Annotated in this window: 21 protein-coding genes and 6 pseudogenes; 14 read left to right on the forward strand and 13 right to left on the reverse strand. The window is 68.2% G+C overall.

What is annotated here, in order from left to right:
* Positions 1 to 432: 432 nt before the first annotated feature.
* The 3 genes from ACWGI8_RS06540 (at position 433) to ACWGI8_RS06550 (ending at position 1,801) form a co-directional block, all read left to right on the forward strand.
* Complete coding sequence (locus ACWGI8_RS06540; protein ID WP_453658998.1) at positions 433 to 774, forward strand: DUF6191 domain-containing protein; 342 nt, start codon at positions 433 to 435, stop codon at positions 772 to 774.
* Positions 771 to 1,304, forward strand: coding sequence for a DUF3995 domain-containing protein (locus ACWGI8_RS06545; protein WP_453658999.1), 534 nt, complete (start codon positions 771 to 773; stop codon positions 1,302 to 1,304). The genes ACWGI8_RS06540 and ACWGI8_RS06545 overlap by 4 nt, the downstream gene beginning before the upstream one ends.
* An 83-nt stretch (positions 1,305 to 1,387) precedes the next feature.
* Positions 1,388 to 1,801 carry a hypothetical protein gene (locus ACWGI8_RS06550; RefSeq protein WP_453659000.1) on the forward strand — a complete coding sequence of 138 codons (414 nt, stop codon included), beginning with the start codon at positions 1,388 to 1,390 and terminating at the stop codon, positions 1,799 to 1,801.
* 10 nt (positions 1,802 to 1,811) lie between these two features.
* Here ACWGI8_RS06550 and ACWGI8_RS06555 read toward each other — a convergent pair.
* Positions 1,812 to 2,889: pseudogene (locus ACWGI8_RS06555) on the reverse strand (IS630 family transposase).
* A gap of 239 nt (positions 2,890 to 3,128) precedes the next feature.
* On the opposite strand from ACWGI8_RS06555, the gene ACWGI8_RS06560 reads away from it, so the two are divergent.
* Positions 3,129 to 4,352, forward strand: coding sequence for an IS110 family transposase (locus ACWGI8_RS06560; protein WP_453659001.1), 1,224 nt, complete (start codon positions 3,129 to 3,131; stop codon positions 4,350 to 4,352).
* 760 nt (positions 4,353 to 5,112) lie between these two features.
* On the opposite strand, the gene ACWGI8_RS06565 is transcribed toward ACWGI8_RS06560, so the two are convergent.
* Positions 5,113 to 5,469, reverse strand: coding sequence for a hypothetical protein (locus ACWGI8_RS06565; RefSeq protein WP_453659002.1), 357 nt, complete (start codon positions 5,467 to 5,469; stop codon positions 5,113 to 5,115).
* 9 nt (positions 5,470 to 5,478) lie between these two features.
* On the opposite strand from ACWGI8_RS06565, the gene ACWGI8_RS06570 reads away from it, so the two are divergent.
* Entirely contained in the window at positions 5,479 to 6,630 is a 1,152-nt protein-coding gene (locus tag ACWGI8_RS06570; RefSeq protein WP_453659003.1) for a hypothetical protein, read from the forward strand.
* Positions 6,627 to 7,031, forward strand: coding sequence for a hypothetical protein (locus ACWGI8_RS06575; protein WP_453659004.1), 405 nt, complete (start codon positions 6,627 to 6,629; stop codon positions 7,029 to 7,031). Before ACWGI8_RS06570 ends, ACWGI8_RS06575 begins: the two co-directional genes overlap by 4 nt.
* Before the next feature lie 5 nt (positions 7,032 to 7,036).
* Here the strand turns inward: ACWGI8_RS06575 and ACWGI8_RS06580 are convergent, their stop codons facing one another.
* Both ACWGI8_RS06580 and ACWGI8_RS06585 read right to left on the reverse strand, forming a co-directional pair.
* Positions 7,037 to 9,823: a tetratricopeptide repeat protein gene (locus ACWGI8_RS06580; RefSeq protein ID WP_453659005.1), complete on the reverse strand. Its 2,787-nt coding sequence runs from the start codon at positions 9,821 to 9,823 to the stop codon at positions 7,037 to 7,039.
* 443 nt (positions 9,824 to 10,266) lie between these two features.
* Positions 10,267 to 10,599: a trypco2 family protein gene (locus tag ACWGI8_RS06585; protein WP_453659006.1), complete on the reverse strand. Its 333-nt coding sequence runs from the start codon at positions 10,597 to 10,599 to the stop codon at positions 10,267 to 10,269.
* Between the two features lie 431 nt (positions 10,600 to 11,030).
* Between ACWGI8_RS06585 and ACWGI8_RS06590 the strand changes: the two genes are divergently transcribed.
* The gene (locus ACWGI8_RS06590; protein ID WP_453659007.1) at positions 11,031 to 11,930 is read left to right on the forward strand and encodes a phosphotransferase; all 900 of its coding nucleotides are present in this window, start codon (positions 11,031 to 11,033) and stop codon (positions 11,928 to 11,930) included.
* Positions 11,931 to 12,349: 419 nt separating this feature from the next.
* Here the strand turns inward: ACWGI8_RS06590 and ACWGI8_RS06595 are convergent, their stop codons facing one another.
* The 4 genes and pseudogenes from ACWGI8_RS06595 to ACWGI8_RS06610 form a co-directional block, all read right to left on the reverse strand.
* Complete coding sequence (locus tag ACWGI8_RS06595) at positions 12,350 to 12,724, reverse strand: DUF6415 family natural product biosynthesis protein (RefSeq protein ID WP_453659031.1); 375 nt, start codon at positions 12,722 to 12,724, stop codon at positions 12,350 to 12,352.
* A 24-nt stretch (positions 12,725 to 12,748) separates the two neighbouring features.
* Positions 12,749 to 12,952: a hypothetical protein gene (locus ACWGI8_RS06600; RefSeq protein WP_453659008.1), complete on the reverse strand. Its 204-nt coding sequence runs from the start codon at positions 12,950 to 12,952 to the stop codon at positions 12,749 to 12,751.
* Positions 12,953 to 13,387: 435 nt separating this feature from the next.
* A complete protein-coding gene (locus ACWGI8_RS06605; protein WP_453659033.1) occupies positions 13,388 to 13,930 on the reverse strand; it encodes a hypothetical protein in 543 nt (180 codons plus the stop codon).
* Positions 13,923 to 14,268: pseudogene (locus ACWGI8_RS06610) on the reverse strand (HNH endonuclease); the annotation flags it as partial. The gene ACWGI8_RS06605 and the pseudogene ACWGI8_RS06610, both read right to left, overlap by 8 nt.
* Here ACWGI8_RS06610 and ACWGI8_RS06615 point away from each other — a divergent pair.
* The 5 genes and pseudogenes from ACWGI8_RS06615 (at position 14,252) to ACWGI8_RS06635 (ending at position 16,619) form a co-directional block, all read left to right on the forward strand.
* Complete coding sequence (locus ACWGI8_RS06615; protein ID WP_453659009.1) at positions 14,252 to 14,488, forward strand: hypothetical protein; 237 nt, start codon at positions 14,252 to 14,254, stop codon at positions 14,486 to 14,488. The pseudogene ACWGI8_RS06610 and the gene ACWGI8_RS06615 sit on opposite strands and share 17 nt — an antisense overlap.
* A gap of 11 nt (positions 14,489 to 14,499) precedes the next feature.
* Positions 14,500 to 14,874: an AAA family ATPase gene (locus tag ACWGI8_RS06620; RefSeq protein ID WP_453659010.1), complete on the forward strand. Its 375-nt coding sequence runs from the start codon at positions 14,500 to 14,502 to the stop codon at positions 14,872 to 14,874.
* A 64-nt stretch (positions 14,875 to 14,938) separates the two neighbouring features.
* Positions 14,939 to 15,166, forward strand: a pseudogene (locus ACWGI8_RS06625) (UvrD-helicase domain-containing protein); the annotation flags it as partial.
* A 118-nt stretch (positions 15,167 to 15,284) separates the two neighbouring features.
* Positions 15,285 to 16,253, forward strand: coding sequence for a UvrD-helicase domain-containing protein (locus ACWGI8_RS06630; protein WP_453659011.1), 969 nt, complete (start codon positions 15,285 to 15,287; stop codon positions 16,251 to 16,253).
* Positions 16,254 to 16,346: 93 nt separating this feature from the next.
* A complete protein-coding gene (locus ACWGI8_RS06635) occupies positions 16,347 to 16,619 on the forward strand; it encodes a hypothetical protein (RefSeq protein WP_453659012.1) in 273 nt (90 codons plus the stop codon).
* A 265-nt stretch (positions 16,620 to 16,884) separates the two neighbouring features.
* Here ACWGI8_RS06635 and ACWGI8_RS06640 read toward each other — a convergent pair whose 3' ends face one another.
* Entirely contained in the window at positions 16,885 to 19,746 is a 2,862-nt protein-coding gene (locus ACWGI8_RS06640; RefSeq protein WP_453659013.1) for a tetratricopeptide repeat protein, read from the reverse strand.
* 5 nt (positions 19,747 to 19,751) lie between these two features.
* Positions 19,752 to 20,066: a trypco2 family protein gene (locus ACWGI8_RS06645; protein ID WP_453659014.1), complete on the reverse strand. Its 315-nt coding sequence runs from the start codon at positions 20,064 to 20,066 to the stop codon at positions 19,752 to 19,754.
* 209 nt (positions 20,067 to 20,275) lie between these two features.
* Between ACWGI8_RS06645 and ACWGI8_RS06650 the strand changes: the two are divergent.
* Both ACWGI8_RS06650 and ACWGI8_RS06655 read left to right on the forward strand, forming a co-directional pair.
* Positions 20,276 to 21,274: pseudogene (locus ACWGI8_RS06650) on the forward strand (ISL3 family transposase); the annotation flags it as partial.
* A 109-nt stretch (positions 21,275 to 21,383) separates the two neighbouring features.
* A pseudogene (locus ACWGI8_RS06655) lies at positions 21,384 to 21,556 on the forward strand (IS256 family transposase); the annotation flags it as partial.
* A 52-nt stretch (positions 21,557 to 21,608) separates the two neighbouring features.
* Here the strand turns inward: ACWGI8_RS06655 and ACWGI8_RS06660 are convergent.
* The 3 genes and pseudogenes from ACWGI8_RS06660 to ACWGI8_RS06670 form a co-directional block, all read right to left on the reverse strand.
* Complete coding sequence (locus ACWGI8_RS06660) at positions 21,609 to 23,291, reverse strand: SpoIIE family protein phosphatase (protein ID WP_453659015.1); 1,683 nt, start codon at positions 23,289 to 23,291, stop codon at positions 21,609 to 21,611.
* Between the two features lie 883 nt (positions 23,292 to 24,174).
* A pseudogene (locus ACWGI8_RS06665) lies at positions 24,175 to 24,279 on the reverse strand (IS5/IS1182 family transposase); the annotation flags it as partial.
* A gap of 104 nt (positions 24,280 to 24,383) precedes the next feature.
* The gene (locus ACWGI8_RS06670) at positions 24,384 to 26,258 is read right to left on the reverse strand and encodes a serine hydrolase (protein WP_453659016.1); all 1,875 of its coding nucleotides are present in this window, start codon (positions 26,256 to 26,258) and stop codon (positions 24,384 to 24,386) included.
* Between the last annotated feature and the right edge of the window lie 197 nt (positions 26,259 to 26,455).

The following is a 26,455-nucleotide window of genomic DNA, read 5'->3' on the forward strand; positions in this document are numbered from 1 at the left end:
GGTCGGGGCGGGCGGGTGTGTTCGGCTCGTCGGGTCGTCGCTCACTGCCGTCCGGCAGGTCTGCCGAGGCCGGCCTGCTCCCACGGCACTCCGCCATGCGGTGGATCTCCATGGCGGCGCCTCCGCCGCATGGGGGAAGCGGATCATGCGCCGGCCCGATCCCTGCGCGCTGCGGATCCAGAACAGTGATCCCATGGCAATCAGCGAGACGAGTCCAACGACGGCGGTCGAGGGGACCGAGCGGCCTGTGCCGCTCTGGGCAGAGCGCGTTGCCCGCGAGGTCTGTGCGAGCGGTCCATGCGCGGACGCATGTCTGGAGCCCCGAGTTCTCCCAGTCCTCACGTCCGATGAGAACGACGCCGACCCTTCCGCCGTTTCCCGGCAGTCAACTGTGTTGAGGACGATGGGGGGCCATCTGTGACGATTTGGCTCATGTCGTTCCCGGCGTTCGTGTGTCTGCTGGTCTTGGTCGCTCTGGTGGAGAGCGCGTGGCGATGGTTCACGGGGCTGGGCTTGATCCCGTGGCTACGCAGGCGCACGGGGCGGTCGTTGTCGAACACGGCCTTCGATGAATTCACGGCGGTCGTGAACGGAAACAAGACGGTAGAGCTGGAGCAGCGGCGGGTGGAGCTGCTGCGGCGGGACGACGAGAGCGACGGTGCGCCGCCCCGCTCCAGCATCGACCTGACCAAGGGCACCGCGTTCATCGTGTTGCCACAGGAAGCGGACAGCCCGTGCGCTGACAGGCGCGATGCCCGTGAGGGCCGGCGGTGAGACGCCAACCGGAGGGAACAGGCGCAGAACCGTCCACGCTGTGGGGGCGTATCGCATGCTTGTGGGCGGCCGCGTTCGCCGGGCTGCACTTCTACTGGGCCGTCGGCGGTGATGTGGGGCTGAGCATCTCCGCCGGTCCGCTGGCCACCGAGCGCCCGCTGTGGTTCGTCGTAGCCGGTTTGTGGGGTGTGGGTGCGCTCTGCCTCCTCGGCGCCTTGCTGGCATGGCTGCTTGCCCGGTCCAGGCTCCGGGGTGTTCCCGCTCTGCTGGCAAGGTGGCTGGGGTGGGGCGTCAGTGCCCTCCTACTGGTCCGGGGCATCGGTATCGAGGTGCTGCTGCTGACCAACACGACACACCTGGACACCTCGGTGAGCGTGGGACAGCGGTCCTGGACGCTGGCCCTCTGGAACCCCTGGTTCATCGCCGGAGGACTGGCCTTCGGCCTCGCCGCCCTTCGACCGCCGCCCCCTTCGGATCACCGGACGACAGCCCCACCTCGCCGCTCTGCCCTCCCTGAGCAGCAGCGATGATGGCCCCGTGGTGACAGACCTTGAGCTCTTCGCGGACTACTTCCAGATCCACGTCCTGGACGACGAGTCCGAGGGCGACCTGAGTGACGTGGACCGAACAGGCCCTCCTGGACGGGCTTGGCATCACTGACGACGCCCTGGCCATCGGCACCGCCGTCAATGTCACCGTGGCAGTCGGCGTCCACGTCCTCGCGCAACAGCCGGAAGACGACAGCGACGACTTCGACCATGTCGTCGAAGCAAGCCTCAACCTGGTCTCGGGACGACTGGTCGTGCTGGGCTGCACCGAATACCTCCCCGATGCGGCACGCTTCGACATGCCCGCCGGGTGGACCCGCATCCGCGCTTCCCGTCGGAACCTCGCCGCCGCGGCTTTCCCCGATCCCGACTGCGAGGACGAGCCGGAGGACACCGAGGAGATCCGACTGCAAGGCTGGCCGGCCCCGTACTCCCAGCCGCGCATCATCAAGCGATGGACACGTCCCGACGCGTACTGACTTCGGCTCGTCAGGGTGACGTTGGTTCGTCGAGGGTCAGGCCGGTGCCCGCTATGAAGCCGTCGAGGGTGTCGGGCCGGTACTGGAGGCGTTTGAGCCGGTTGCGTACGAGTGCTTCGAGCCGGTCGAGGGCGACGACGGCGAGGTTGGCCAGACTGCGCTTGACGTGCGCCCATACCCACTCGACGGGGTTGAGGTCGGGTGAGTAGGCGGGCAGCAGGAACACCGTCAGCCACTCGCGCTCGGCAATCAGCTTGCGCATGGCATGGGAGACGTGGGTGTTCAAGCGGTCCCAGACCAGCACGATCGGCGTCTTGAGGAGCTGGTGGACGCCGTCGATCAGTGCGATGAAGTCCCGCTCGCCCATGCTCCGGCGCCTGCCTTTGCCCGCGGAGTGGGTACGCAGTCGGTGGCACAGCCGGGTCCGCGAGCCGGGCCGCATGGCAATCAGCCCGGCCACCGACAGGCGTCCCGAGCGGCGGCCGCTCACCGTCACCTGCGGAGTCACACCGCGCCGGCCCCAGGTACGTCCCTTGGGCGGCCGGCGGGTGAAGCCCGCCTCGTCCTCGAAGCAGATGTAGCCTCCGCAGGCCGCCCGCGCTCTTTTACCTCCGCCCAGGTCGCCTCCTTCCACACGGTCACGGCCTCCTCGTCGCGCTCGGCGACCCGCCGTATGGGCACCTGCGGGCTGAAGCCGAGCCGGTGCATCATCCGCGTGGCCCCGGAGACGCTGTAGGAGACGTGGAACTTCCTGCCGATCAGCGTGGCCACCCTCGCCGCGGTCCACACATGGTCCTCCACCCAGCCATGCGCAGCAGGACCCTGCTCGAGATACCCGGCCAGCTTTTCCAGGCAGCGCGGGGACAGACGGCATCGCGATCCGCTCGGGCCACGGGAGGCCAGAGCCCGCACGCCGCCATTCCGCCACATCTGGTGCCACTGATAGCCGACTTCCGGCTCACCCGCAGCCGCCGTGCCACCTCCGCAGGCGTGATCTTCTGCTCGAACAGCTCGGCCGCCTGCATCCGTACCGTCTCACGGCGCTGACGTCCCGCAGGGGTCAGCCCGCCCCCATCCGCATACCTAATGGGAGCTACAGAGCCGGGGAATGCTCGGTTCCGTAGCCGCCAACAGGTGAGCACTGTGCATACCCGAATCGGTTGAGTTCTGGTGTGAGACCGTGCCCCTGCTGGTGGCCGGGAGGCCAGACCGCTGATGGGGTGGCGTGCCCGCCCCGTGGGGCGTGAGCACTGGATCCATTAGGTCGCGCGCCGTGCCTTCCGCAGGCTACGACGCAGGACCAGGAAACGGACTTGGGGAGGGCTTATTGCTGCTGATCGGTGATGACTGGGCCGAAGACCACCACGACGTCGAGCTCCAGGACGAGGCCGGCCGCAAACTGGCCGCCGCGACTCTGCCCGAAGGAGTCACTGGCATCGCCAGGCTCCACGAGCTCATCGCCCGTCACGGCGGTGATCTGGAGCCCGGGAAGGTGGTCGTCGGCATAGAGACCGACCGGGGCTCGTGGGTGCAGGCCCTGATCGCCTCCGGCTACCAGGTCTACGCGATCAATCCCCGGCAGGTGGCCCGGTTCAAGGAGCGGTACGCCTCCTCCGGCGCCAAGAGCGACAAGGGCGACGCGCACGCGCTGGCCGACATGATCCGCATCGACCGCGACCAGCTGCGACCGGTGGCCGGGGACAGCGACCAGGCCCAGGCCGTGAAGGTCGTCGCCCGCGCCCACCAAACCCTGATCTGGGAACGCACCCGCACCTTCCAGCGGCTGCGCAGCACGCTGCGCGAGTACTTCCCCGCCGCGCTGAACGCCTACGCCGACCTCGCGCTGACCAGCACCGACGCACTGGAACTGCTGATCAAAGCTCCCACGCCGGACGCGGCTGCGAAGCTCACCCGCACACAGATCACGGCCGTCCTGGCCCGCCACCGCCGACGGAACCGCGACGCGAAAGCGGCCAGCATCCAGACCACGCTCCGTGAACAGCAGTTGGCCCTACCCGAGCCGGTCACCGCGGCCTACGCGGCCACCGCAACCGCTCACGCACGGCTGATCATCGCCTTGAACGAGCAGATCGCCGCGATCGAAGAGCAGGTCAAGGCGCATTTTCTCGCGCACCCGGACGCTAAGATCTACCTCTCGATGCCCGGCATCGCGGAGATCACCGGCGCCCGGGTGCTCGCCGAGTTCGGAGACGACCCCACCCGATACGCCTCCGCCAAGGCCCGCAAGAACTACGCCGGGACCAGCCCCGTCACCCGCGCCTCCGGCAAAAGTCGCACTGTTCAGGCTCGCTACGTCCGCAACAACCGCCTCGCCGACGCCCTCCAACGCCAGGCGTTCTGCGCCCTGCAGGCATCCCCCGGTGCCCGCCGCTACTACGACAAGCAGCGCGCCCGTGACGTCGACTACAACCCCGCCCTACGCCAGCTCGGCAACCGCCTCGTCGGTATCCTCCACGGCTGCCTCAAGACCCGCACTCTCTACGACGAAGCAACCGCGTGGTCACACCATGCACAAACCCAGTCCGCTTGACACCCCAACGGCATGGGGTGTCTCACACACCACGGGATACAGACAAAGCTCCAGGCCCATCAGGGACTTCGAGAAAAATCACCCTAACGAGCCGAAGTCAGTAGCTTCATGGATGGTCAGGTCAGGCCGTATGATCCGCGATCAGCTGCAAGCAAGGGACGCGATATGCCAGATTTATCGATTCCGGTGAAACTCTGTGAGAGTCGAACACCTCAGCGATGAAACCGCAGGTCGTGCAGTCCTGCTCCCCGCGCCCGCGGGGATGGTCCCAAGGTCCGGGGCAAACGCATCGCGCCAACCTCTTGCTCCCCGCACCCGCGGGGATGGCCCCTCGCCGGAGGACGACCGCGCCGCACGCTTGCTCTGCTCCCCGCACCCGCGGGGATGGCCCATCGAACTGAGCTTGGAGAAGCGGACTTTGGCCTGCTCCCCGCACCCGCGGGGATGGTCCCTCCGCGAGCCCCAGGCCGACCTGGACTTGTGGCTGCTCCCCGCACCCGCCGGTCCTCCGCATGGATCCAGTGCTACCCGTCTACCTGATCGCGCCTGCCGGAATCTGCGCGGCCGGTCACTCCCATGGCCGTTCGCACTACCCCCATGCCACGGGAAGTCCTGCACAAGAGTCACCCCGTCAGAGACCTTGTCCATGTTGCCGGGTTCGGTGAAAGTACTCGAAGGCCGACTGCCCTGCTCGTAAACTTGCAGGTCATGCAGTCTGCTCCCCGCACCCGCGGGGATGGTCCCCGGACGATGACCGCGTTCATCGAACGCTGGGCCTGCTCCCCGCACCCGCGGGGATGGTCCCGGGACGATCGGTACGCAGGCCGTCCGTACGGTCCGCTCCCCGCACCCGCGGGGGATGGTCCCTGTTGCCGGCGACCGCGTCCACGAGCTCCTCGCCGATGAGAACGGTCAGGTCGTCACGGTGCTCGTTCCGCTTGCCCAAGCTCTTACCGCAGCGCCACGGCCCAGGTCCGTCCTGGCATGGCTTCGCTGCAGCCCGAGCGCCCGCCTCCCGGCCATGCTCGCAGCGAGCCAGGCAGAGATCACGCATGAACTTCTCGATGGCCTGCCGCAGGAACCGGCCACGCGCTACGTCCGTGAACTCCTCGTCCATGCTGGGATCTTGCCGACGAGGCAAGAGAATCTCGTCCAGCTGGAGCTGTGGTTCCGTGCCGCCGCCCAGAGCCTGCCCGCCACGCATACGGAGATCATTCGACCGTTCACTGAGTGGTTCATCATCCGCGATGCCCGCCGACGCGCAGCTCGCGGCCGGTACTCGACCAAAGCCGCGCACACCGACCGCAGCGAGATCCGAGCCGCGATCGAGTTCATGCAGTGGCTCGACGACCATCACCTCAACCTTCGGTCGTTGACCCAGGCCGACCTCGAGGTCTGGCTTGCCCAGGCCAAGCCGGCCCGGCCGCGCCTGACTGCCGCCTTCATCAGGTGGACGAACAAGCGTGGCCTGACCCGGAATCTGGAATACCCCGGATACCAGCGGCCGGCACCAGCAACCTTCCTTGACGACGACGATCAGGCTGATCAACTACGCCGGTGCCTCACGGATGCGGCACTGCCCCTGGACCAAATCATCCCGCCGGATCCGCACGGCGCGATCGGCCTTGCCCGGTTCCGCAGAACTCTGGCCTGGCACGTCGCACGCCGCCCCGGCGGACTGATCGCCCTCGCCATCCAGTACGGCCACATGCGCACCGTGCTGGACGCCCGCACCTCCAGCGGCTACGGAACCCGCAGCCGCCATGGCATCCACAGCGTCCTCGACGTCGAGACCGCCCTCGCCGCGGCCGACACCGCCGCCCGCCTGCGCGAGCGCACCGCATCCGGCGAGAAGATCTCCGGACCGGCCGCGCGCCGCGCCCTCACCGCCGCCGCCCAGACCCCACGCTTCGAGGGTCGCATCGTCCCCAAGACGTTCACGAAGAAGGCCAGCGCCTTCCTCGCTCGGGACGGCGTCGTCCTCTACTACAATCCCGACGCGTTCCTGATCTGCGCGTTCAAGCACGACAACGCTCTGTGCGAGCCCGAGCCCGGCGCCACAGCCCCGCGGCAGTACGACTGCCGGCCCGGCTGCGGCAACACCGTCCGCACCGACACCCACGCCCGTCTCCTACGCGAACGCGCCGTCGAGATCGACCAACTCGTCGGCCACGCACCACACCCCATCGGCAAACGCCTACGCGCCAACGCCAACCGGCTCCGGGCCACCGCCGACGCACACGACGCCACCGCCCAACCGGCCCAGGCCCTTACATGAACGAGCCGCACCAGGACGAGCGCGCCCGCATCCGCGAGGCCATGGACCGGCTCCTCGCCGGCCAGGCCACGGCCTCCAACGGCAGCCTCACCGTCGTCGCCCTCGCCGCGGAGTCAGGCGTCCACCGCATGGCCCTCCTCAAACGGCACGCCGACCTGAAGAACGAGTTCTACGAACGTGTCCGCAACGAGACCCATCAGATCCCGGAACCCGAAAGGCGACTCCGGGAAACCGTCACCAAGCTCAAGAAGACCATCGCCCACCAGAAAGCCGAGATCGAGGAACTTCGCCGACTGGTCACCAGGCTCACTCTCGCCCGCGCCGTGCTCACTCAGGAAAGCGGCAGGAAAGCAGGCTGCACATCTTCCTCCGACAACGTCGTCCCGTTCCCCGGCCGATAGTCGGATCAGAACTTCATGTCGCCGCTCGCGGCAGCCCGAAGAAGGACCAAGAGCTTGATTGATCGATTCAGCTCGTAGGTGGGGGCTTTGGGCCGTTCTCTAGCCAGTTCGAGGTAGATTCCTACGGCTTCGCTGATCGCGGCCAGTGCCTCATCCTGCCTCCCGGAGGCGTTGAGGCATACGGAGAGGTTGTGCAGGTACTTGGCGAGATTGGGCCGCGACGCGGAGGGCAGCGCGGTCACCAGAGCGCGTTCGATCTCCACGGCCTCGCTGGCCGCTGCCAGTGCATCGCCCCACAGGCCGAAATCAGCCAAGGCACCGGTGAGGTTCGTCAGGCTGGACGCGAGCCCGGGACGATGAGCATCAGGCTGCGCCGCCGCCAACTTCCGGTACATCTCCACGGCCTCGCTGGCCGCTGCCAGTGCCTCGTCCTGCCGGCCCAAGTGGGCCAAGATACCGGAGAGGTTGACAAGGCAAACGGCGAGCTCGTGCCTGAATGCGTCGGGCCGTGTCGCAACCAACTCCCGGAAGATATCTGCCGCTTCGCTGATCGCCTCCAGCGCCTCCAGCCACCTACCCCGACGCTGCAAAACGGCGGCTAGGTTGTTCAGACTTCCGGCGAGGTTTCCCCGGAACTGATCGGGCCGCTTCGCGACCAACTCGCGGTAGATATCCACCGCTTCGCTGATCTCCGCGAGCCCCTTCTCCCAGCGCCCGAGGGCCGCCAGTTCTCCGCCATGGTTGTCCAAGATCGTGGCGAGGTGGCACAGCACGATGTCATCGGGCTGCTGTGCGGCGACTTTCCGCTGGATGTCCACTGCCTCGCTGGATACGGCTAGTGCTTCTTTGGTCTGCCCATGGTGGCTCAGCAGGACGGACAGGTTGTTCAGACTTGAGGAGAGTTTCGGCAGGTACGTATCGGGTTGTTTCGCGGCCAGTTTTCGGCGGATCTCCACTGCTTCCCGCAAGGCGGCCAGTGCCTCGTCCCATCGCCCCAACCTCTCCAGCCGGCCAGACAGATCGTGCAGAGCAGCGGCCAGGGCGGGCCGGGCTTCGGGATCACCGTGGCTGCGGGATCGGTGGTGGTCAGCGATGCGCTGGCTGAGATGGGTGGACCAGGAGCCGAGGCTGTAGGTGGAGGCGGGCAGCCGCCGGGCGAGCCGTTCCAAGTCCGCGAAAGTGGTGCAGGATGAGTCGGTGATCTGCTGTAGGGCCTCAAGGAGGGGGCGGGGTGCTTCGGCCTGGGTAGCGACGTGGACGGCCGGGCCGGCGAGCACGGCGGAGTGCCGCACGCACAACGCGGTCAGGAGCTGGTCAAGCTGCTGGTCGAAGACGGGGTGGGCAGCGGCCCGGGTATAGACGGTGAGCAGATGGGTTGCCTGGCGGTCAGTGGCGCCGGGAACGACGCGGTCGACCAGGCTGGGGCTGTCCAGCAGATGCCGGCCAAGGAATCGCTCAGCCAGCCGGTCCGGCTGCGGACTGCCCCACGGCGCGCCGGGTGTCGGAGGGTAAAGCGCGACAATCCAACCGAGTACGGCACCCAGCCGGTCGACTGGCTGGTCGGCCAGTCCGGGGACGCTGCGCAGGAGTCCTTCGCCCTGCAGGTGCGTTTCCGCGCCGAGGGAAAATGCGGCGGCCAGGGCGTCGGTGAGCGTGGCCATGGTCAAGTTCGGGTGCAGTCCGCGTGCAGTGGCGGCGTTGGTCCAGTAGCGGCGCTCGTGTGCCAGCAGCCGGTCCTCCACGCCCCGCCCGTCGACCGCCGGCGGCCCGCCGCCGGGGCCGTCGGCCCGCATCTGGCCTGCCGCGTCCAGGAGGTCGGCCAGCGCGGTCATGTGCAGGGTCAGTGCGATCTCCATACCGGGGCCGTCCAGAACCGACGGCTGGCCATCCGGGTCGGCTCCGCTTGCGGTGAGACGGGCGGCCAAACCAGACCAATCGTGTTCCTGCCAGCCGCGCACCCGAGGCAGCTGTCCCGCGTAGCTCCGCACGGCTTCCTGGTAAGCCTCAGCGCGGGAGGCTCCGGGCTCGGCTTCCAGCGCAGGCAGTGACACCGCCGCGGCACCGTCCAGCAATTCCTCAGCGACAGGGCTAGCGGCCTGCAGCGCCTGCCACCAGTCGCCGGCGGTGCGCGCCAGCAGAAGCAGCTTGAACGGTTTGGCTCCCCTATACCGGGCGGCGGTTTCCAACAGCGCGGTCACCTGCGCTGTACGGGTTTCGGCGTAGTCGACCACGATCAGGAGCGGCACGGCGGCGGCCGCCAGTGCAGCCAGTGATCCGCCGTCCGCGTCGGCACGTAGCCACAGCGTGGTCCAGCCTTCGGCGGCCAGCACGTCGGCCAAGTGCTGGGCCAGCCGGGTCTTGCCCTGCCCGCCGGGGCCGTGCAGCAGCCGGGTGCCGAAACCCGCATCGTTGCAGAAGGCACGTAGATCTCCCAGCACGGCCGTTCGGCCACGGAAAGGCACTACCCGGCGGCGGGCCCGCAGGAGGGCAGCCGGCGAAGCGAGCAGCTCTTGGGCTGCCGGTTCTGACGGCTCCGCCATCTGTTGCCACTCCACCGGTTCCAGTATCACGCCGGTCTCCGGGCCGTACTCTGCCAGGACAGCCCGAAAGGCAGCGTCCCGCATCAGCACCCATGCCGGTACCGCCTCCAGGTGGGCGTGGTTACGGTCGGCTGGGTCGCAGGCGATGACACCAGCCAGCAGATCACCACAGAACAGTGCAGCGCCCGACATCCCGGCCCACGGCGAGCCCTCGTCGCCAGATGAGGCCGGGGGATGCTGGTTCAGGCTCATCACGTACCTGTTCCCGACGTAGCGGTCTCCAGGACTGAGAGTGCCCGAGGGTTGAAGTGTGTCCACGGCACGGCCGGACCGCTGCACTACCTCCGGAATTCCCCATGCCTCACACGGAGTGGCGGGACGGTGGGTGACCAGACGGCCCCAACGATCCCACGCTCCCGGTGGGGGCACCCAGGACGGGTCGTCGATACGCAGTAGAGCTGCGTCGTCGCGTCCGCGCGGGATACCACGCCAGACAACGGTCGCGTGCCAGGACGGCCCCTTGCCCGGCTGAAAGAGCGATACGGCGCCGTTGCGCTCGGGCGTCACATGGGCGGACGTCAGCACCAGTCGTGGACCAACCACATACCCCGAACCGCGACTTCCGTCGTGTTCGACCGCTACGACCCGCATCCGGTCCATCCAGCATCCCCCTGGTATCTGTGTCGCGGTTGTGCTCAGTCCTCAAGACGCGCGGAAACGTCTCCCGGCCCTGGCTCGCGGCCGACGCCGCCGTGGACGAACCAGTCGCCACCGTCAGGCCGCTGCGGGGTAAGCGTGACCATCACCCGGTGCGTGCGGCCTCGTGCCAGCGCCGCTTCTGCCTCGCCGCTCAGCACCCACGCCTTGAAACCCGCCTTCGCTTTGGCATCAGCTCGCAGTTCCACTGCGAATTCCAGTTCCACCGGCCCTACAAGGAAGGTCAGATCCGCACCCGCCCCGCGCGCCGCAGCAGCCATCAGTTCGTCCCGCACTGCAGCCACCGCATCCGCCAGTTCGATCTCTTTCACGCCCCGCCCCTTTGCTCCCGCGTCTTGGCACCCTGCGTACGCCTCCCGGGCTGGGATGCTCTCGCAACTCACCGTACCCACATGGAACTTGGTCCGGCGTCGCGTGTCACGATTCCCAACACAGGCGGTTCGCAGGACCACGCGGCGGAGCCCCGCCACTGCGCGTCCATAGAGGAAGTCAGGAGCTTCCGGAGACTGAACAGAAAGACTTGACGGGGAAGACGACTTCCCTGTCAAGTTCTTCTGTTCAAGTCGAGCGAGTCCCGACCGAGCCGTGAACACGGTCGACTCTCTGCCTCAGTTGGTGGACGGGGCGCAGGCTGCGGCGCTTAGCGGCAGGCTCTTCGAGAGGGCTCGGGGATTCCAGCCGGGGAGCTGGATCCCCCGAAGAGCAGGGGCGCCTCTGCCTGCCTCAAGTACTGTGACTCCGCATGATCGAATCCGAGATTGAGATCAGCGAGGATCTGGTCCGCGGCCTGCTGCGGGACCAGCATCCTGACTTGGCCTCGCTGCCCATCCGCGAGGTGGCGGGTGGCTGGGGCAACCAGATGTGGCGCCTCGGGGACGAGTTGGCGGTCCGGATGCAGCGGATGGACACCAGCCCAGATCCGCAGCTCAAGGAGCGCCGGTGGCTGCCGACCCTGGCCTCGCGCCTGCCGCTGCCGATCCCGGTCCCCGTGCGGGACGGTGCGCCGTCCGAGCGCTTCCCCAAGATGTGGACCGTCATGACTTGGGTTGAGGGCACGCCGCTGGACCACGGCTCGGTCACCCGCGGCGACCATGCGGCCGACATTCTGGCGGCCTTCCTCAAGGCGCTGCATGTGGAGGCGCCCGCCGAAGCACCAGACGCCTCGGACCGCGGCGGTCACCCCAAAGAGTGCACGGAGGGCTTCGAGCACTTCCTGCGGGCCGTGGACCTCGGCCGCTTCGCTGAGGACGGCATCCGGGCCGTGTGGGACGACGCGGTCGCGGCTCCCGGGTGGGAGGGCCCGCGAGTGTGGGTTCACGGCGACCTGCATCCCGCGAACGTCGTCGTCGCGGACGGGACACTGGCGGGCGTCGTCGACTTCGGCGACGTCTTCGCCGGCGACCCGGCCTGGGACCTTGCAGCCGCCTGGCTGCTGCTTCCCGCGGGCGGCGCCTCGCGGTTCTTCGACAGCTATGCGCAGGCGAGCGAGGCGGCGGTCCGACGGGCACGTGGGCTGGCCGCAATGAAGAGCCTGTTCCTGATGCTGATGGGCCAGAACGGGGACCGCGGCCTGCCCGGCGGCAAGCCGAACTGGGGGCCCGCAGGCCGGTCGGCGCTTGATCGCGTCCTGAAGGACCTTTGACCGCGGCAAATCGATCGACCAACGCAGGGATGCCCCGGCCTCTGGTGGGGCCGGGGCAGCTGCGTGAGGTTGTGGGTCAGCGGGCGCCGGGGCGGAGCGGGTAGACGTTTCCGTGTGGACCTTGATCTTGCTCGGCAGGCTTCTGAAGGATGAGGACGGCGGCTGCCAGGGCGATCTGCTCAGCTCGCATCACGTACCGGCGGCTGTGCCTGTCGACCATGAGGCCAGCGAGACTTTGTCGTCCAAGACAGCGCCCTCAAGCTGCTCCAGCCCTTGGACATCCGGTGTGGTCACGGCGTCAAGTGTGCCCGGCGAAGCGGTCCGGGCTGAAGCGAATACGTGGCTTGAAAGGCCGCCTGAAGCGAAGGTGCGGGCCCCGCTCCATGCGCTGCCGTGGTCGCGTCCTGTTACGCGGCAGTTCAGGAGGTGACGGCGGGCGCGGGTTCGACGAGGCGGTCCAGGCGTTCGTACAGGGCGCGCACCATCCGGGCGCGGCCCTGGGCGCAGCGCGCGGTGCCGTCCATCTGGACGGACAGCCGCCGTTCGGCTTCCTCGATCACGACGTCGGCGAGTGCCCGCCGGGGGTTGTCTGTCGGCAGCTGCGCGGCGTGCCGCTGGACGTCGGCCGCGACGGCGCGGGCATGTCCGGTGAGCACCAGGGCGATCTGCTGGTAGTCGCGGGGCTGGAGCGCCGGCTCCGGTTCGGTCCACCCGAGCACAGCCTTGGCGAGCAGTTCGTGCGGCTCGCGGTCGAGGGGGAGTTCCGCATCGATCAGGCCCTCGGGGTCGTACAGGACCGTGTGTGGTGCTCTCGTGCGTCATCGGGGCCTCGCTGCTGGGGCGGTCTCGCTTGGGTGGCCGGCGGTCACCGCTGGGTTTTCGCCGCCGCCGTCCCCGTCGTCCTGGTCCTCGGTGTGGTGGGCGAGGAATCGGGCGAAGCCCCGGTCGGCGCGGGCCAGCAGGGCCGGGGAGGGAACGCCGTGCTGCGGCTCGGCCGTGGTGGTGTTCGTGCGTGCGCGCATGGCCCCGCCTCTCCCGGCTGGTGGTGGCGTCGATGTCTTCGACGCTACGGACGGTGCGGCACAGCCCTCAACGAAGTTGCGGATAGTTGCGCGGATTCACTCCAGGGCCTCGATCGCGGAGTGGATGAGGGCACGGGCAGCGTCGCCGTGTACGGCGGTTTCGGCCAGCCGGTGATGACGTGCCCAGGATGCGCAGACGGCCGCGGCCCGGTCCGGGAACGCGGCACCTGCCGGCGGTGCATGGGCCGCACCGATCCGGCGTCCAGGTGCACGTACTGCCTGCACTCCGGGCCGCTGGCCTCCGACGGCTGACGGCCTTAGCTGCGCGGCCCGTGACGCCGCAGTCGGGCCGTCGTTGAACTGCACGACTCCATAAAGCCGGGCCCCGGGGACGTAATGGCTGATCCCCGGGCCCCGTGGTGCTGCTTGAAGGAATTACTGCATCAGCGCGGCGAGGGCCTGGTCGGCCATCTGTACGCCCATCGTGGCCGCGATGGTGGAGCCGGCCTCCAGGAGCTTGTCCTTGAGCTGAGTGGCGAACTGGCGCAGGCGGCCCGGCTCGGGGTTCTCGGAGGTCGCTTCGTCGTGGAGGTCCTGGGCGACGCGCTCCAGCTCCGCGCGGTCCGTGTCGGACATGCCCAGGGCGGTGCTGACCTGACCGATGTACCCGGCGAGCTGAGCGAACAGCGTCGGGTCGATGCCGGCGGTGTTGTTCTGGGTGACGTTCTGCTGCTCGCCGATGATGACGCCCTGCGCGTTCGGCATGAAGTTGTTGTACGTGGTGCCGGTGCGCGCCGGGTTGGTGTGGTCTTGCACGCTTCCTCCAGACAGGGCGCAGCTGACGCCTTCGGGGGTGATGGCGACCGTGGCGGGATCGGTGTCAATGCGTTCGATGAGGTTGTGTTCTGCCAGGTAGGCGAGCGCCTGGTGCAGGTCGGTCGCGGAAATGTCGGCACCGGCGAAGTACGCACGCCTCACGCCGCTCGGCAGTCCACTGGGAGGCACCTGAGTCCCACGCTTCTGCGAGCGGGACCATGTGGTCGATGTCCAGCGCGGAGGCGGAGCTGACCCATTTCGCGTAGTCGTAGGACCACCACAAGCCTCCGGTGAGCTTGCAGCCGGCCGACACCGTGGGCGGGCTGGACAGCCTCGGCGAGCAGCACCTCTGCGCGCGTGTTACATCCGTCGCTCGGGTTCGCTCCGGCGTTCCAGTGCTTGAAGCTGGTGCGCTGGTAGCCGTCGCGGGATTCCGCGGCGAGCGGCAGGGAAGCGATCGCCGCGGATGAGTACGTCACGGCGGTGAGTAAGCAGATCAACGGCCCTTTGAAGGATCTGACTGCGGGACCGCATCCACAGCACAGTGAACTGACGCTTGCTGAGCCTACGTTCGCGTCAATCGCACGGTCGCTGCGTGTGCTCCTAGGCGATTTCGGGGCCGCGCCGTTCCCGCTGTCCGCCTCCGGACTGGGCTACGCCAACACGTTGTTCATCGCCACCGTGATGGCGGAACTGGACGCCGCGCGGAGTCTGATCTGACTGTGCTGCTGGTGGAGGAGCCTGAGGCTCACCCGCACCCGCAGCTGCAGACACTGCTGCTGCGCTATCTGCAACGCCGTGCTCGCGAGTCCCGGCGAAGGGTGCCGAAGGACCCGATGGAGCCAGCGGGTCACCTGCAGGTGCTGGTGACCACCCACTCCCCCGTTCTGTCGGCCGCGGCCAGTGTCGAGGACGTGGTCATCATGGCCCGCTGCCCGACCGTCCGCGGCCACGATGGCGAGCCGATCGGAGGCACTCCGATATCCAAGGGGCTCGTCGCCCAGGAGCTGGCGGATGTGCTGGGTGATCGGGCCCTCCCCTTCACGGTGCCGTCCTACCTGGCAGACGCAATTCAGTTCATCACCGTGCCGGACGGTGCGTCGTGACACCGGACGAGACCGCGGATGACATACAGATCGCGGCTGAAGCGCAACAGCGGCTCGCCGTGCAGGCGCCGGCACCAGCCTAGTGCCGGCCTGTCCAGGGGCTGGGAAGACGCACGTGATCACCCTGCGGCATCTGCAGTCGCCCACGCGGCTGCTGCGGCAAGGACGGGCCCTGATTTCGTTCACGCGGGTGGCACGCGACCAGATGGCACAGCGCTGCCGCCAGGCAGGGCGCAGCGATCTGCTGCATGCTCCCCACTTCGTCGGCACTCTGGATTCGTTCCTGTGGGAGTTTCTGGTCAAGCCGCTGCGCGCGACAACTGCCGGTGCCCCGGCTGCTGGAGTCCTGGTCCAACGTCAAAGCACCTGTGCAGGGCATGGACAGAGAGATCTCCCTGCACCGTTTCCCCATGGTCCTGGACCCGGCTGTCGAACCGGTCCGGCAAGGGGTCGCCTGGAACAACGTCGACCGAGACACCAAGCGGCTGCTCGAGAAGAGCGAGTACGACCGCGGGGAGTGGGAGGCGGCTGCCCTGAAGACCCGCGATTCATGGTGCAAGCTGGGGTACTTCACCGGGCACGAGGCTCGATACCTGGCTCTGTGGAACCTGCGCCGTCCAGGACGGGCGGCAAAACTGCTACCGCAGTCGCTCTCGCGGTTCGCGGAAGTAGTCGTGGATGAGGCACAGGACTGCTCTGGCGCCGACCTGGCGATACTTGAGATGCTGCACGACGCCGGGCTACCGCTCGTTCTGGTCGGAGACCCCGACCAGGCCATCTACGCTTGGCGCGGAGCACAGCCAGCAGCCTTGCAGCGCCTCGCCACCAAACTGACGTCCGCCCCGGTGCCGTTGACTGGCAACTGGCGTAGCTCTCCCGTCATCTGCCGTCTGGCCAGCACCCTGCGTGCCGGCCACCGGCCACCGGACACAGCCGTCCTCCGGGAAGACGACATCCCTGTCGTCGTCCTGCCGACACGGTTCGCGGGCACGGGCAGCAACCACCGGCACGCATCGACCAGTAACGGCGTCGTCGAGGCGTTCCGTGACGTCGCTCAGCAGTACGACATAGAGGCCGTGGACTGCCTGGTGACCGCCTACAAATACGCCACGCTGCCCGGGATCACACGCGAGAAGTCGAACACCAACCAGATCACCAGCCTCGCCTGGGCGCGCACCGTGACCCATACCGAGGGGGCCACGAGCGCCGAGCTCACCCGGGCCTGTGCCATCGCCGTACGTATGCTGTTCGGGTACTGGTTTCCGGGGGAGGTTGGCAGTGCAGAGAGGCTTTGTGCCGCGCATGGGATATCCGTGCAGCAGGCCAACCGCTCCGCATTCGCGTTCCTCCACAGTCTCCCCCCGCCCCACAAGGAATAGGCCAGCGATGTGTGGCAGGCGATGAAGGCATGGCCCGCACCCTCGGGTGCCACTCCGCATCACACAAAGGGACGCCTGGCCGGGGTGCCTGTCGTGGCCCGACAGGTCACGGCCACCGGCGTGCGCACCAACATCGTCCACCAGCTCAAGGGTGACGAAGCCGACGCCGTGATGCTGATACTGCCGGACGACGGCAACGTGCAGCGCTGGGCCCAAGGCGATCCGTCAGCCGACGAGCTGCTTCGCGTCTGGTACGTCGCCATCACCAGAGCCCGCCGCCTTGCCACCCTCGCTGTGCCTGAGGAGGAAGCCGAAGACATGGCCCAGATGCTGACCCAGTACGAAGTGCCCGTCAGGATCGTGTAGCAAGCCGATGTACTGGCCCACCGAGCCTGCCGCGTCCATGTCCTAGGAGCTTGCGCGACGCATGCAGTGCCTGCTGGGCCTGAGCTCATCGACGGCATCGCTCAAGCACAACAAGGTCGACGGCAAGGCCCACGGCAGCTTCGACATGGCGGAGGACGGCACCATCAGCCCCGCGCCCTGACCTAGGGCCAGCTACCCTCTCCTGACCTTGGCTGAGCGGTATCGGCGATCGCCACCGACCAATACCAACCCGTACCCGCTGCGGTCACGGGCTTCGGCTCATCATGTGCAGCGCGCCGATTCGCCTGGTGCCCACACTCTCCTTCTGCTCGGGGATGGGAGGCGCGCCGCTCAGTGCCGCCTGTAGCGCCCTGCACTGGGTCAGGAGTTCGTTGAAGACCGCGGGCCGCCCGGACGCCAGCGTTTCGAGGAGACCGATGGCCGTGCTCACCGAGGACAGCGCTTCCGGGCGCTTCCCGCACTCGTCCAGGCGGATCGCGCAGTTACTCAGTGACACCGCCAGGTCGGGCAGAAAGGCATCTGGAGTCGCCCGCGCCAGTCGTTCCCGGATCACCACCGCGCGCATGATCGCCTCCAGTGCCTCTTTCTGCCTCCCCAGCTGCGCCAGCCGGTTGGAGTGGTTGTTGAGCGACACCGCGAGGTAGGGCAGGAAGACCTCCGGGCGGGCGGCCGCAAGCTCCTCACGGATCTCCACCGCACGCGTACTAGCGGCCAACGCCTCCTCCCACCGCCCCACCCCCGCAAGATCCGCCGACAAGTTGTTCAACGACACCGCCAGGTCGGGCAGGAACTCCTCGGGACGGGCGGCCGCAAGCTTCTCCCGGAGTTCCACCGCGCGTGTGCTCGCCGTCTGGGCCTCCTCCCACCGCCCCAGCTCGGCCAGACGGATCGACAGATTGTCGAGCGCCCCGGCGAGCTTCTCGATACGGCCGGTGTCCCGCCGGCGCCGCAGCGTCCGCCACCACCCGGCGGAAGCAACGGATTGTGCGTGCTGATCGACCTGACGGCCGACGAGCGTCAGCGCGTGGTCGGCGAGCCGCTGCGTCTGATCGGGAATCGCGCCGTACAACTGGTCGCGCAGCTCGTCCGACAGCTGTGCCGAGGAGCAGATCGGCTGCAGAGCGTCCAGCAGCGGCCCCGGGGTCTGGGCCTGCGGGGCGATGGTGATCGCGGGCAGCGCGAGCGTCGCGGGATGGTCGCCGATCAGGCTCCGCAGCCGCTCGCCGAGCGCGTCGGTGCTCAGGGGGAGGGCGAGGGCCCGGGTGAGGACCGTCAGCGCGTGCAGTGCCTGCTCGTGGGTGGTGTGCGGCAGGACCGCGTTGAGAAGTTCGGGATGCTTCGTGAGCTCGCGTGCCAGATGGTGTTCGGCCAGCCTGTCCGGGTGGACGCTTCCCCAGTACGCACGCGGGGTGTCGGGCGGATAGAGGTCGTGGATCCAGGTCGCGAGACGCAGCCGGGTGTCCTCGGAGGTGTCGCGGAGCCCGGGGACGAGGGCGAGCGTGTCCACGGCCCGGGCCCGGGAATCCGCTCCCGTGAGCAGAGCGATGGTCAAGGCTGTCAGCCGCTGCTGCTCGGAACCGAGTCCGTGGTGGTGGGCGGTACGGCTCCAATAGGAGTGCTCATGGCTGAGGATGACGTCCTCGGGGCTGTCCTGTGCGGCGTCGCCGTCGCCGGTCAGCAGATCGGCGAGCGCGGACATGTGCAGGGTCAGGGCGTGGCCCGCGCCGTGGGCCGATACCTCGTCGCTGCCCGGCGCGGCCGGCCCGCGGGCGGCCGGTCCGTCCTGGCCGCCTGTGACGCCGTAGCCGGGAATCCGCGCCAGGGCTGCGGCGAGCTGCTGCCGTGCCTGTTCTCGGGCGTCCGTCAGCACAGTGCCGTCCGCCGCTTCGAGCAGCGGGAGTTCCAGCGGCCGGGCTGCGAGCGCCGCCCCCGGCGCGGCGTCCCGACGCACCTGCTGCCACCAGTCGCCGTCCGTCCTCCCGATCATCAGGACCCTGACGGGGTGGCCGCTGGGGTGGTTGGCCAGGTGGTTGACGAGTGCCGTCGTGAGGGCCGTTCGCGTCTCGGCATAGTCGACGATCAGCAGCAGGGGCCTGGCGGCCGACGCGAGCACCCGCAGATGCTCGGCCGACAGCTGTTCCGCCTGCGCCAGATGCCCTACCGCCCACTCCTCGGCCCCGAGCCGCGACGCCACTTCCCGGGCGAGGCGGGTCTTGCCCTGGCCGCCGGGTCCGGTCATCAGCAGGCCGGACAGCAGGTGGCCGGTGCGACACCACTCCAGCAGCGTGCCGAGTTCGGCGCGGGGGCGGAACGAGACGATCTCGTACTCCGGCCGCAGCAGGGATGCGGGTGACGCGGGTGCGAGAGCCGGGTACCAGGGGGTGAACACTTCCTGCATCTCGACGGGTTCGAGGACCAGGCTGCGGCCCGCGGCGTTCTCGATCACGCTGCGGAAGTCCGGTCGCCGGGCCAGCACATGGATCGGTGTCGCGGTCAGACGGCGGGAATCGAAGCCGGGGGTGTCCTCCGTGACGACACCCGTGACCAGCGGTCCGCAGGTGACGGCCGCCCCCGAGATGCCGTGCCAGCCCGCGCGCCGCGCGCCTGGGGCCTGCACACTGTGGTCGGGCCGGTGTCCGACCGTGATGAGGTACTGCTCCGTCCGCGAGCCCGCGGTCGGATTGATGTACCCGTCGACCTGGTCGATCTCGCGGTCGCTGCCCGTCGGCGTGAGGCTGTCCGGGAACCCGGTCGCCTGGCAGGCGACCCGTATTCCTTGGCCGACGAGAGAGCCGAACCGGACCGGGGCCATGCCCTCCGGAATCAATCGGCCGCCCGGCTCCCCCGCATCGGGGACGTCGATCAGGGCTGCGTCCATGGCCGCATCCGCCCAGACGACCTGTGCGTCGTACAGCCCTCCGCCGAAGAGCCGGACCAGCACCCGCTCGTACGGATAGCCCCGTTCATCGGTGAGGACGTGCCAGGCCGTAAGCACGAGTCGCCCGGCGATCAGCGTCCCCGTGCCGAACGACGCACCCCGCTCACCCGCGGGACGGGCCGCCCACACCTCGGCGAGACGACGACGGTCGACCCATGCGCCCAGCACGGCCGCTACTCCGGGGGCAGCTCATCGACCTGACTGCTGACCTTCGCCGGATTGCCCTGGGCATCGGTCGGCTGCAGAGTGATCTTCATCCGGTGGGAGTCCGCCGTGGCCCGACTAGTTCTCCCGCCGAGCGACAAGACGAACACCTTCGCCGTCGCGTCCCCCGCCTTCTCCTTGCGGACGTCGACGGCGAACTCCAGCTCCACCGGGCCCACCTCGAACTGCAACGGCTCTCCCTGCCCGGCGGCCATCGCTGCCTGCAGTTCGGCACGGACACCGCGCACGGCCTCCGCCAGACCCACCCACACCTCGTCCGGCACCGAGCACCCCCGCATCATGTGTGACGAATCATCAGCGCGCCCCACGCTAGCGCGTCAGCGCGAAGAGCGCCCCCGCTGCGGCTGCAGAGGGGGCGACGTCGGTACATGGACGTGGGCACAGGTGCGGAGCACGGGTGGGAGATGTGCTTGGGGGGCTCGAAGAGGGCGCACTGACGGTAAAGACTTAGCAATGCTCGTATCGGTTCGTAGCCGAGACCGGGGTACGCGTCGATGTCCTGCCCGACCGCGAAGCCGCCACATTGGAGGCGTGGCTGCGCGGGCAGAAAGGGATCGAAGTCGTGTGCCGGGACGGCTCGGCCACCTACGCCGAGGCGATCCGCCGGGCCCTGCCCGACGCGGTGCAGGTCAGCGACCGCTGGCATCTGTGGCGGAACCTGTGCGACAAAGTTCTGGCCGAGGTCCGCGCCCACGCCCCCTGCTGGGCCACCGTCAACCCGCCCCGGCCCGGCGGCGTCCGCGAGCAGACCACCCGCGAGCGCTGGCACAAAGTCCACGCCCTCCTCGACTCCGGCGTCGGCCTGCTCGACTGCTCCCGCAGACTGAACCTCGCCCTGAATACCGTCAAGCGCTACGCCCGCATCCCTGAACCGCCCGCGGATCGCATCGCCCCCCGCTACCGGCCCACCCTTGTCGACCCCTACCGCGACCACCTGCGCCGGCGCCGGTCCGACAACCCGGCCGTTCCCGTTACGCACCTCCTGCACGAGATCAGGGAACTGGGCTATACCAGCAGTGCCAACCTGCTGGTCCGCTACCTCAATCAGGGCCGCGCCGAAGGCGACCGCCCCGTGGCAACCCCCCGCCGCGTCGCCCGGCTCCTGCTCACCCACCCCGAGCACCTGTGGACCAAGGACACCGACCTGCTCGGCCTCCTCACCGCAGCGTGCCCGGAGATGACCGAACTCGCCCGACTCACCGGCGAGTTCGCCGCGTTCCTGACCCCGGCCCAGGGCAACGACGACAAGCTCACCCAGTGGATCGCCACAGTCCGCACCGCTGGCCTGCCCCACCTGCACAGCTTCTGCAACGGCCTCGAACTCGACCGCGCCGCCGTGAACGCCGGCCTCACCCTGCCCCACCACAACGGCCGGACCGAGGGCGTCAATGCCCGAACCAAGAAGATCATGCGGCAGATGCACGGCCGAGCAGGATTCGACCTCCTCCGTCACCGCATCCTCCTGCAATGAGGAGAACGCACCGTCACCACCGACTACGGAGAGGAGAACGCACCGTCACCACCGACTACGGAACAGAGCCAATCGTTCGGTGTAACTCCCGGTCACGGACGATGCATCGATGACCAGTGAGAACGTGACCGAGCACGAGGCTGTCGAGTCGGCAGCGGCTGTGTCGGCGAAGGCCGTGGACGACCAGTTGATCGACGAGCTGGTGAACCGGGCCCAGGCTGAGGTCCTGCAGTTGGCGAGGGCGGGCTGCTGCAGCAGCTGACCAAGCGGTTGCTGGAATCGGAAAGTGCTTACAGACAACCGGGCCTGCGAAGTATCCCCCACTGGCGCGGGGTCAGGTGGGCGGCCCGTCCTGCGAAGGAACGCGCACGACCAGGAGGGCGACGTCGTCGTCGTTGTCCTCGGGACGCGCTCTTTCCATGAGGAGATCGGCGAAGCCCTCCAGGGGCCGGTGGGCCAGAGAGGCGGCATTCCGGCGCAGCCTCTCCAGGCCGTCGTCGAGAGAACGGCCGGGCGATTCGATCAGGCCGTCGGTGTAGAGCACCAGAGTGGACAGCGGCGGCAGGACGACCGTTGCATCCTCGCGGGGAATGCTGACGTGGGTGCCGAGAAGGAGGCCGTGCCCGTCCGTGAGGTAGTGGCTCTGGCCGTCGTACGTGACCAGCAGAGGCGGCGGGTGGCCGGCATTCGTCCAGCGCAGCGTCCACTGCCCCATGCCGTCCGTCTCCAGACGGCCGAGGATCATGGTGGCCATCTCGACCTCGGAGATGCGGGAAACGGCTTCGTCGACATGGCTGACCACGACGCTGGGCGGTTCCTGCTGCGACCAGGCATAGGCCCGCAGAATGTTGCGGAGCTGGGCCATGTCGGCCGCTGCGTCCAGGTCGTGCCCGACGACGTCGCCGATGACCAGGGCGAGGGCCTGGTCAGGAAGGTAGAAGGCGTCGTACCAGTCGCCGCCGACCTGGGACGCGTGGGGCGCCGGCAGGTAGCGGGCGGCCATCTCGAGGCCCGGTACACGGGGCATCTGGGGCAGCAGGTGACGCTGCATGGTCTCGGCGACCTTGCGCTGGCGCTGGTAAAGACGTGCGTTGTCGAGTGCCAGGCCAGCGCGGCGGGCGATGTCCTCCAGCAGCGGGATGTCAGCGCCGGTGAAGGATTCTGGACGGTCGGATCTGCCGAGGGTCAGAGCCCCGAGGACCTCTCGGAGGCCGCGGATGGGCGCGATGACCGCAGAGTGCATGTGCGTGCCGTCGAACAGCCTGCGCTGTTCGACGGCAATGCCGGAGTCGGGCGGGCCGTGGTACGTCTCGGGCGTCGCCAGGGTGGACCCCGCTCCCCGCAGCGCCCGGGACAGCGGTTGGGGAGAGGCCTGGGGAACCGGCGGCATGGCTCCCTCCAAGTCCTTGCGGCGCACCAGGCGGCCGCCCTCCTCGTGCGCAACCACGGTGCGCCAGACCTCGTCGTTGTCGCTGATCAGGTCGACGACCGCCCAGTCCGCCAGCAGAGGAACGACCAGCCGAACCAGACGGTCCAGCGCCTCGTCGGCATCCAGAGTGGAGGTGAGCTGGGTGGTGGTCTCGGCCAAGAGAGCCAGACGTTCCAGCTCCGACAGCAGCTCCATGGTGAGGGCCGGGGCCTGCAGCGACGGCTCGGTGGAATCGCGCTCGTGGAAGACCACCAGGGCGCCCACTTCGTCGGCACTGATGCGCAAGGGGGTCGTCAGCCAGGACATCGCCAGCAACGTCCCGTCACCGCGCTCGAAGTAGCCCAGATCCTCCTGCCGGGTGCGTCGGGCGATGAAAGCGTCCATCATCGCGCACTGGCTCCTGGGAATGGTCATCCCATTGCCGTCCCGGTGGAGGAAATCATGCGCATCCCGGCCCAGCAGGTCCTCGGCGTTGTGAGCCAGCAACGCCTCGGCCTCGCTGTTCACCGCGACGACGGCGCCGTCGGCGTCCACCGCGTACGCGCCGGCCTTGAGCCCTGCCAGCCAGCTGCCGAGCCCAAGTTGCAAGTCAGCACCATGCTCCCCGTCTCCCGCCCTACCACCGCGTTGCGCAACCACTTCTCCCGCACCTCCGCTCTCGCGCCAGCCCTGTCCTGCCCGCAGCCTCCGCGGCTCTCCCCGAACCCCGCCCGGTCCATGGGGCGCATCCCTGGGCCCCTGGATCAGCCTGTAGGGCAGTCGGAGGCGAGGAAAATGTACAGGGCTCGCCGGAACCAGGCCTCTTCTGGGCTGGGCACCTGCAGACGGTCAGCTCCAGAGGACGCTGAACGCTGACACTGGGGAGGACCCGTCGGGGCCGGGGCGCTCGAGAGCGTGCTCTTTGACGGGGCAGCAGAGTGCTGCATACCTGGGAGCCTGCGGCCGGTGGGTGTGCTGGGAGACAAGCAGGGGATGCGCGTCCTTCGGCAACGCCATGAATCGCCGGCGCCTGGCGTGGGCGTAGAGAGCAACGGCGACTGGGCACCTGTCGGCGGCGGCACCGGACGGGCGCAACGCCGTCACGAAGTGCCGTACGTGCAGTGCACCAGGGCGAGTTGGGCGGGCAGGGCGGAGCCTTCGAGGCCTCGCGTGCGCGGGACATGGTGTCGCCCCAGGGGTGGGGTCGGCTGAGTGCAGAAGCGGATGACGGTACGCAGAGTGGCGTAGGAGAGGGCTCGGGGTAGTGGTCATGCTCGAAGCGGACCACTCCGTCGTCGGGGTGTTGAAGGTCCTTCCAGGCGCGCTGTCCCGTCTTCCAGGCCGGCTGACGTGGGGCGTTCAGGCGGGCGCGGTAGCGGCGACCGAGGGCCGCGTAGGCCAGAGCGTGAGCGGCCTTACAGGTGACGGTGTTCGGGAAGCAGGTGGCGGCATCCTGGGCGATGGCGCGGTTGCAGGCGAGGTAGTTCGGATGCCGCTTGCGCCCGGGATGCAGGGTTCGACGCTCCTCCTTCGGCAGGAGCGGCTCGACCACCGCCCACAGCTCGTCGTCAACTTGCCACGGCTTCGGCCGCGCCATCCCGCACCCGCACCCCCAGATCGCCAGGCCCGAAGCAACCCAACCACCTCGAAGACCACTTGCCGACCGAGTGTCCACTCTCCGGGTGAGCACCGCCAGGCTCATCAGAACAGATCGGTTGCGGGCCAGTCGGTGATGCGCGCGGTGACCGTACGCCTGAGCTGGTCGATGTCGGTCCGCATCCCGTCGAGGTTGTTGTCGTTGCGCGAGTTGACCAGCACAGCCCATCCGATCTGATCCGCGGTGCGGACGAAGATCGCCGTCGTGCCATCCAGGTCGCCGTCGTGCCAGCGGGTCCCGCTGGAGTGAATTTTCCAGCCTTTGGCATATGCGACGGTGCCGCCGCTGGTGTCAACCGCGGTCGTCGGCGTGGACATGGTGGTGATCGATGCGGGTGTCAGGATGTCCTGCTTGCTGGAGAAACCATCGACGCGTACCAGGAACCGCATCAGATCGGTCGCTGAGGCGATCCAGCCTCCGTGCGCGTCCATGCGGGAGACGCGGAAGCTGTACGGGCTCACCGCACTCCCCTGCGGGGTGTAGACGACCTCGTTGCTCCGCCGGTCGGCGAGGGTGTCGCCGGCGATGTGCATGTCGGTGATGCCGCAGGGCACGAGGAGGTTCTGCCGGACGGCTTCCGCGTAGGTCTGTCCGGTCACCGCCTCGATCACCCTGCCGAGCAGGCAGTAGCCGAAGTTCAGGTACTCGTGGGTCGTCCCTGGCACATGGGTGAGGGGGGCGTTGAAGGTGGGAGGTGTCATGCTGTTGTGGCTGAGCATCCAGTCGATCAATTCACGTTGTGTCATGGTGAGGTGGCTGAACATCGGGTCCTGCGAATGGGCCCAGCCGCTGGTGTGCTCAAGGAGGTGCTGCACGGTGATCTGGTCGATGTTCGGGGCATAAGGCTGCATGCCGAACGTGGTGCCCAACCGCCCGGTCGGGCCGAAGACTCGGTCGCCCAGATTGAGCAGTCCGCGTTCGATCAGCCGGAAGACGGTGACTGCGGTGATCGGTTTGGAGACGCTGGCGATGCGGAACAGGTGACTGGTCGCGACGGGTACGTTCGTGGCCGGGTCGGTCACGCCGTATCCCTTGGCGAAGACCAGGCGGCCCTTGTTGCTCACAGCCACGGACGCGCCCGGCACACTGTGCGTGGTCATGAAGGTCGTCATGGTGTTCCTGATGAACGTCTCGTCATCGTCGGACAGATAGGGTTTGTGCCAGATCCCCGCGTACTGGGTCGCGCCGTCGGAGGTGAAGCCATTGACCTTGGCCGGTCGGAACCCTCGCGCCTTGAGCGCTTCGAACTCCGACTGGTACGAGGCGGAAGTCAAGTTCTGGTTTGCCTGCCAGGTGACCTCGGGTCCGCCTTTGATCCAGATTGCCGCGTACCGTGTCCCGCCGGAATCCGGATAGCCGCTGACCCGCCAAAGCACGAAGCCGTGCGCCTCCCAGTGTCCGCGTTCGGCCAGGAATTTTCCCGGGGTCATGCCATGTCGAGCGACCCATTCGGGCATCGGGGACTTGTCCCAGATGGCAGCGAACCGGAGTTGTCCACCGTCGGTGTAGCCGCAGACGTCGACCGGGCGGAACCCGTGTGCCTTGAGGTGGTCGAACGTCGTCTGGTACTGAGTCGGCGTCATCCCATGCCGGGCATCGAAAGCATGACCGGCGACCTTGTACCAGAGTGAGGCATATCGCGCTGTTCCGCCCCTGTCGTATGGGCTGACGGTGATGGGGCGGAAGCCTTGGCTGGGGAGGGTGCTGAAGAGTGCGTTGTGCTGGTCGCTGGTCTGGTCGTGTCGGAGCACCCACTCTGGCCCTGGCGACTGCTCCCACACCGAGGCGAAGTGGTCCGCTCCGTTGATGCTGTAGCCGTTAAGGTCGAGGGGACGGAAGTTCTGCGCCTTCAGCGTGTCGACCAGCGTCTGGTACTGGGTGGCGGTCTGAACGTGTCGTGCCTGCCAGGCGAAAGCCATGAGCGTTTCCCTTCGGTGTCGCGCTGGTCTCTGCCTCTCTGTCATCGGTTCCACACCACATAGGGAGCCGTCGCAGCGCGCAACCCAGGCGGTTCTGATGCTGGGACACTGTGGTTGCTGTACTTCGCTGCTTAGTGGTGAGTCACTTCCACCACGTGTCTATGATTTCGAGGCGTCCTTCGGTCTGACTCACGTTG

It is taken from the genome of Streptomyces sp. NPDC054841 (assembly GCF_053611045.1).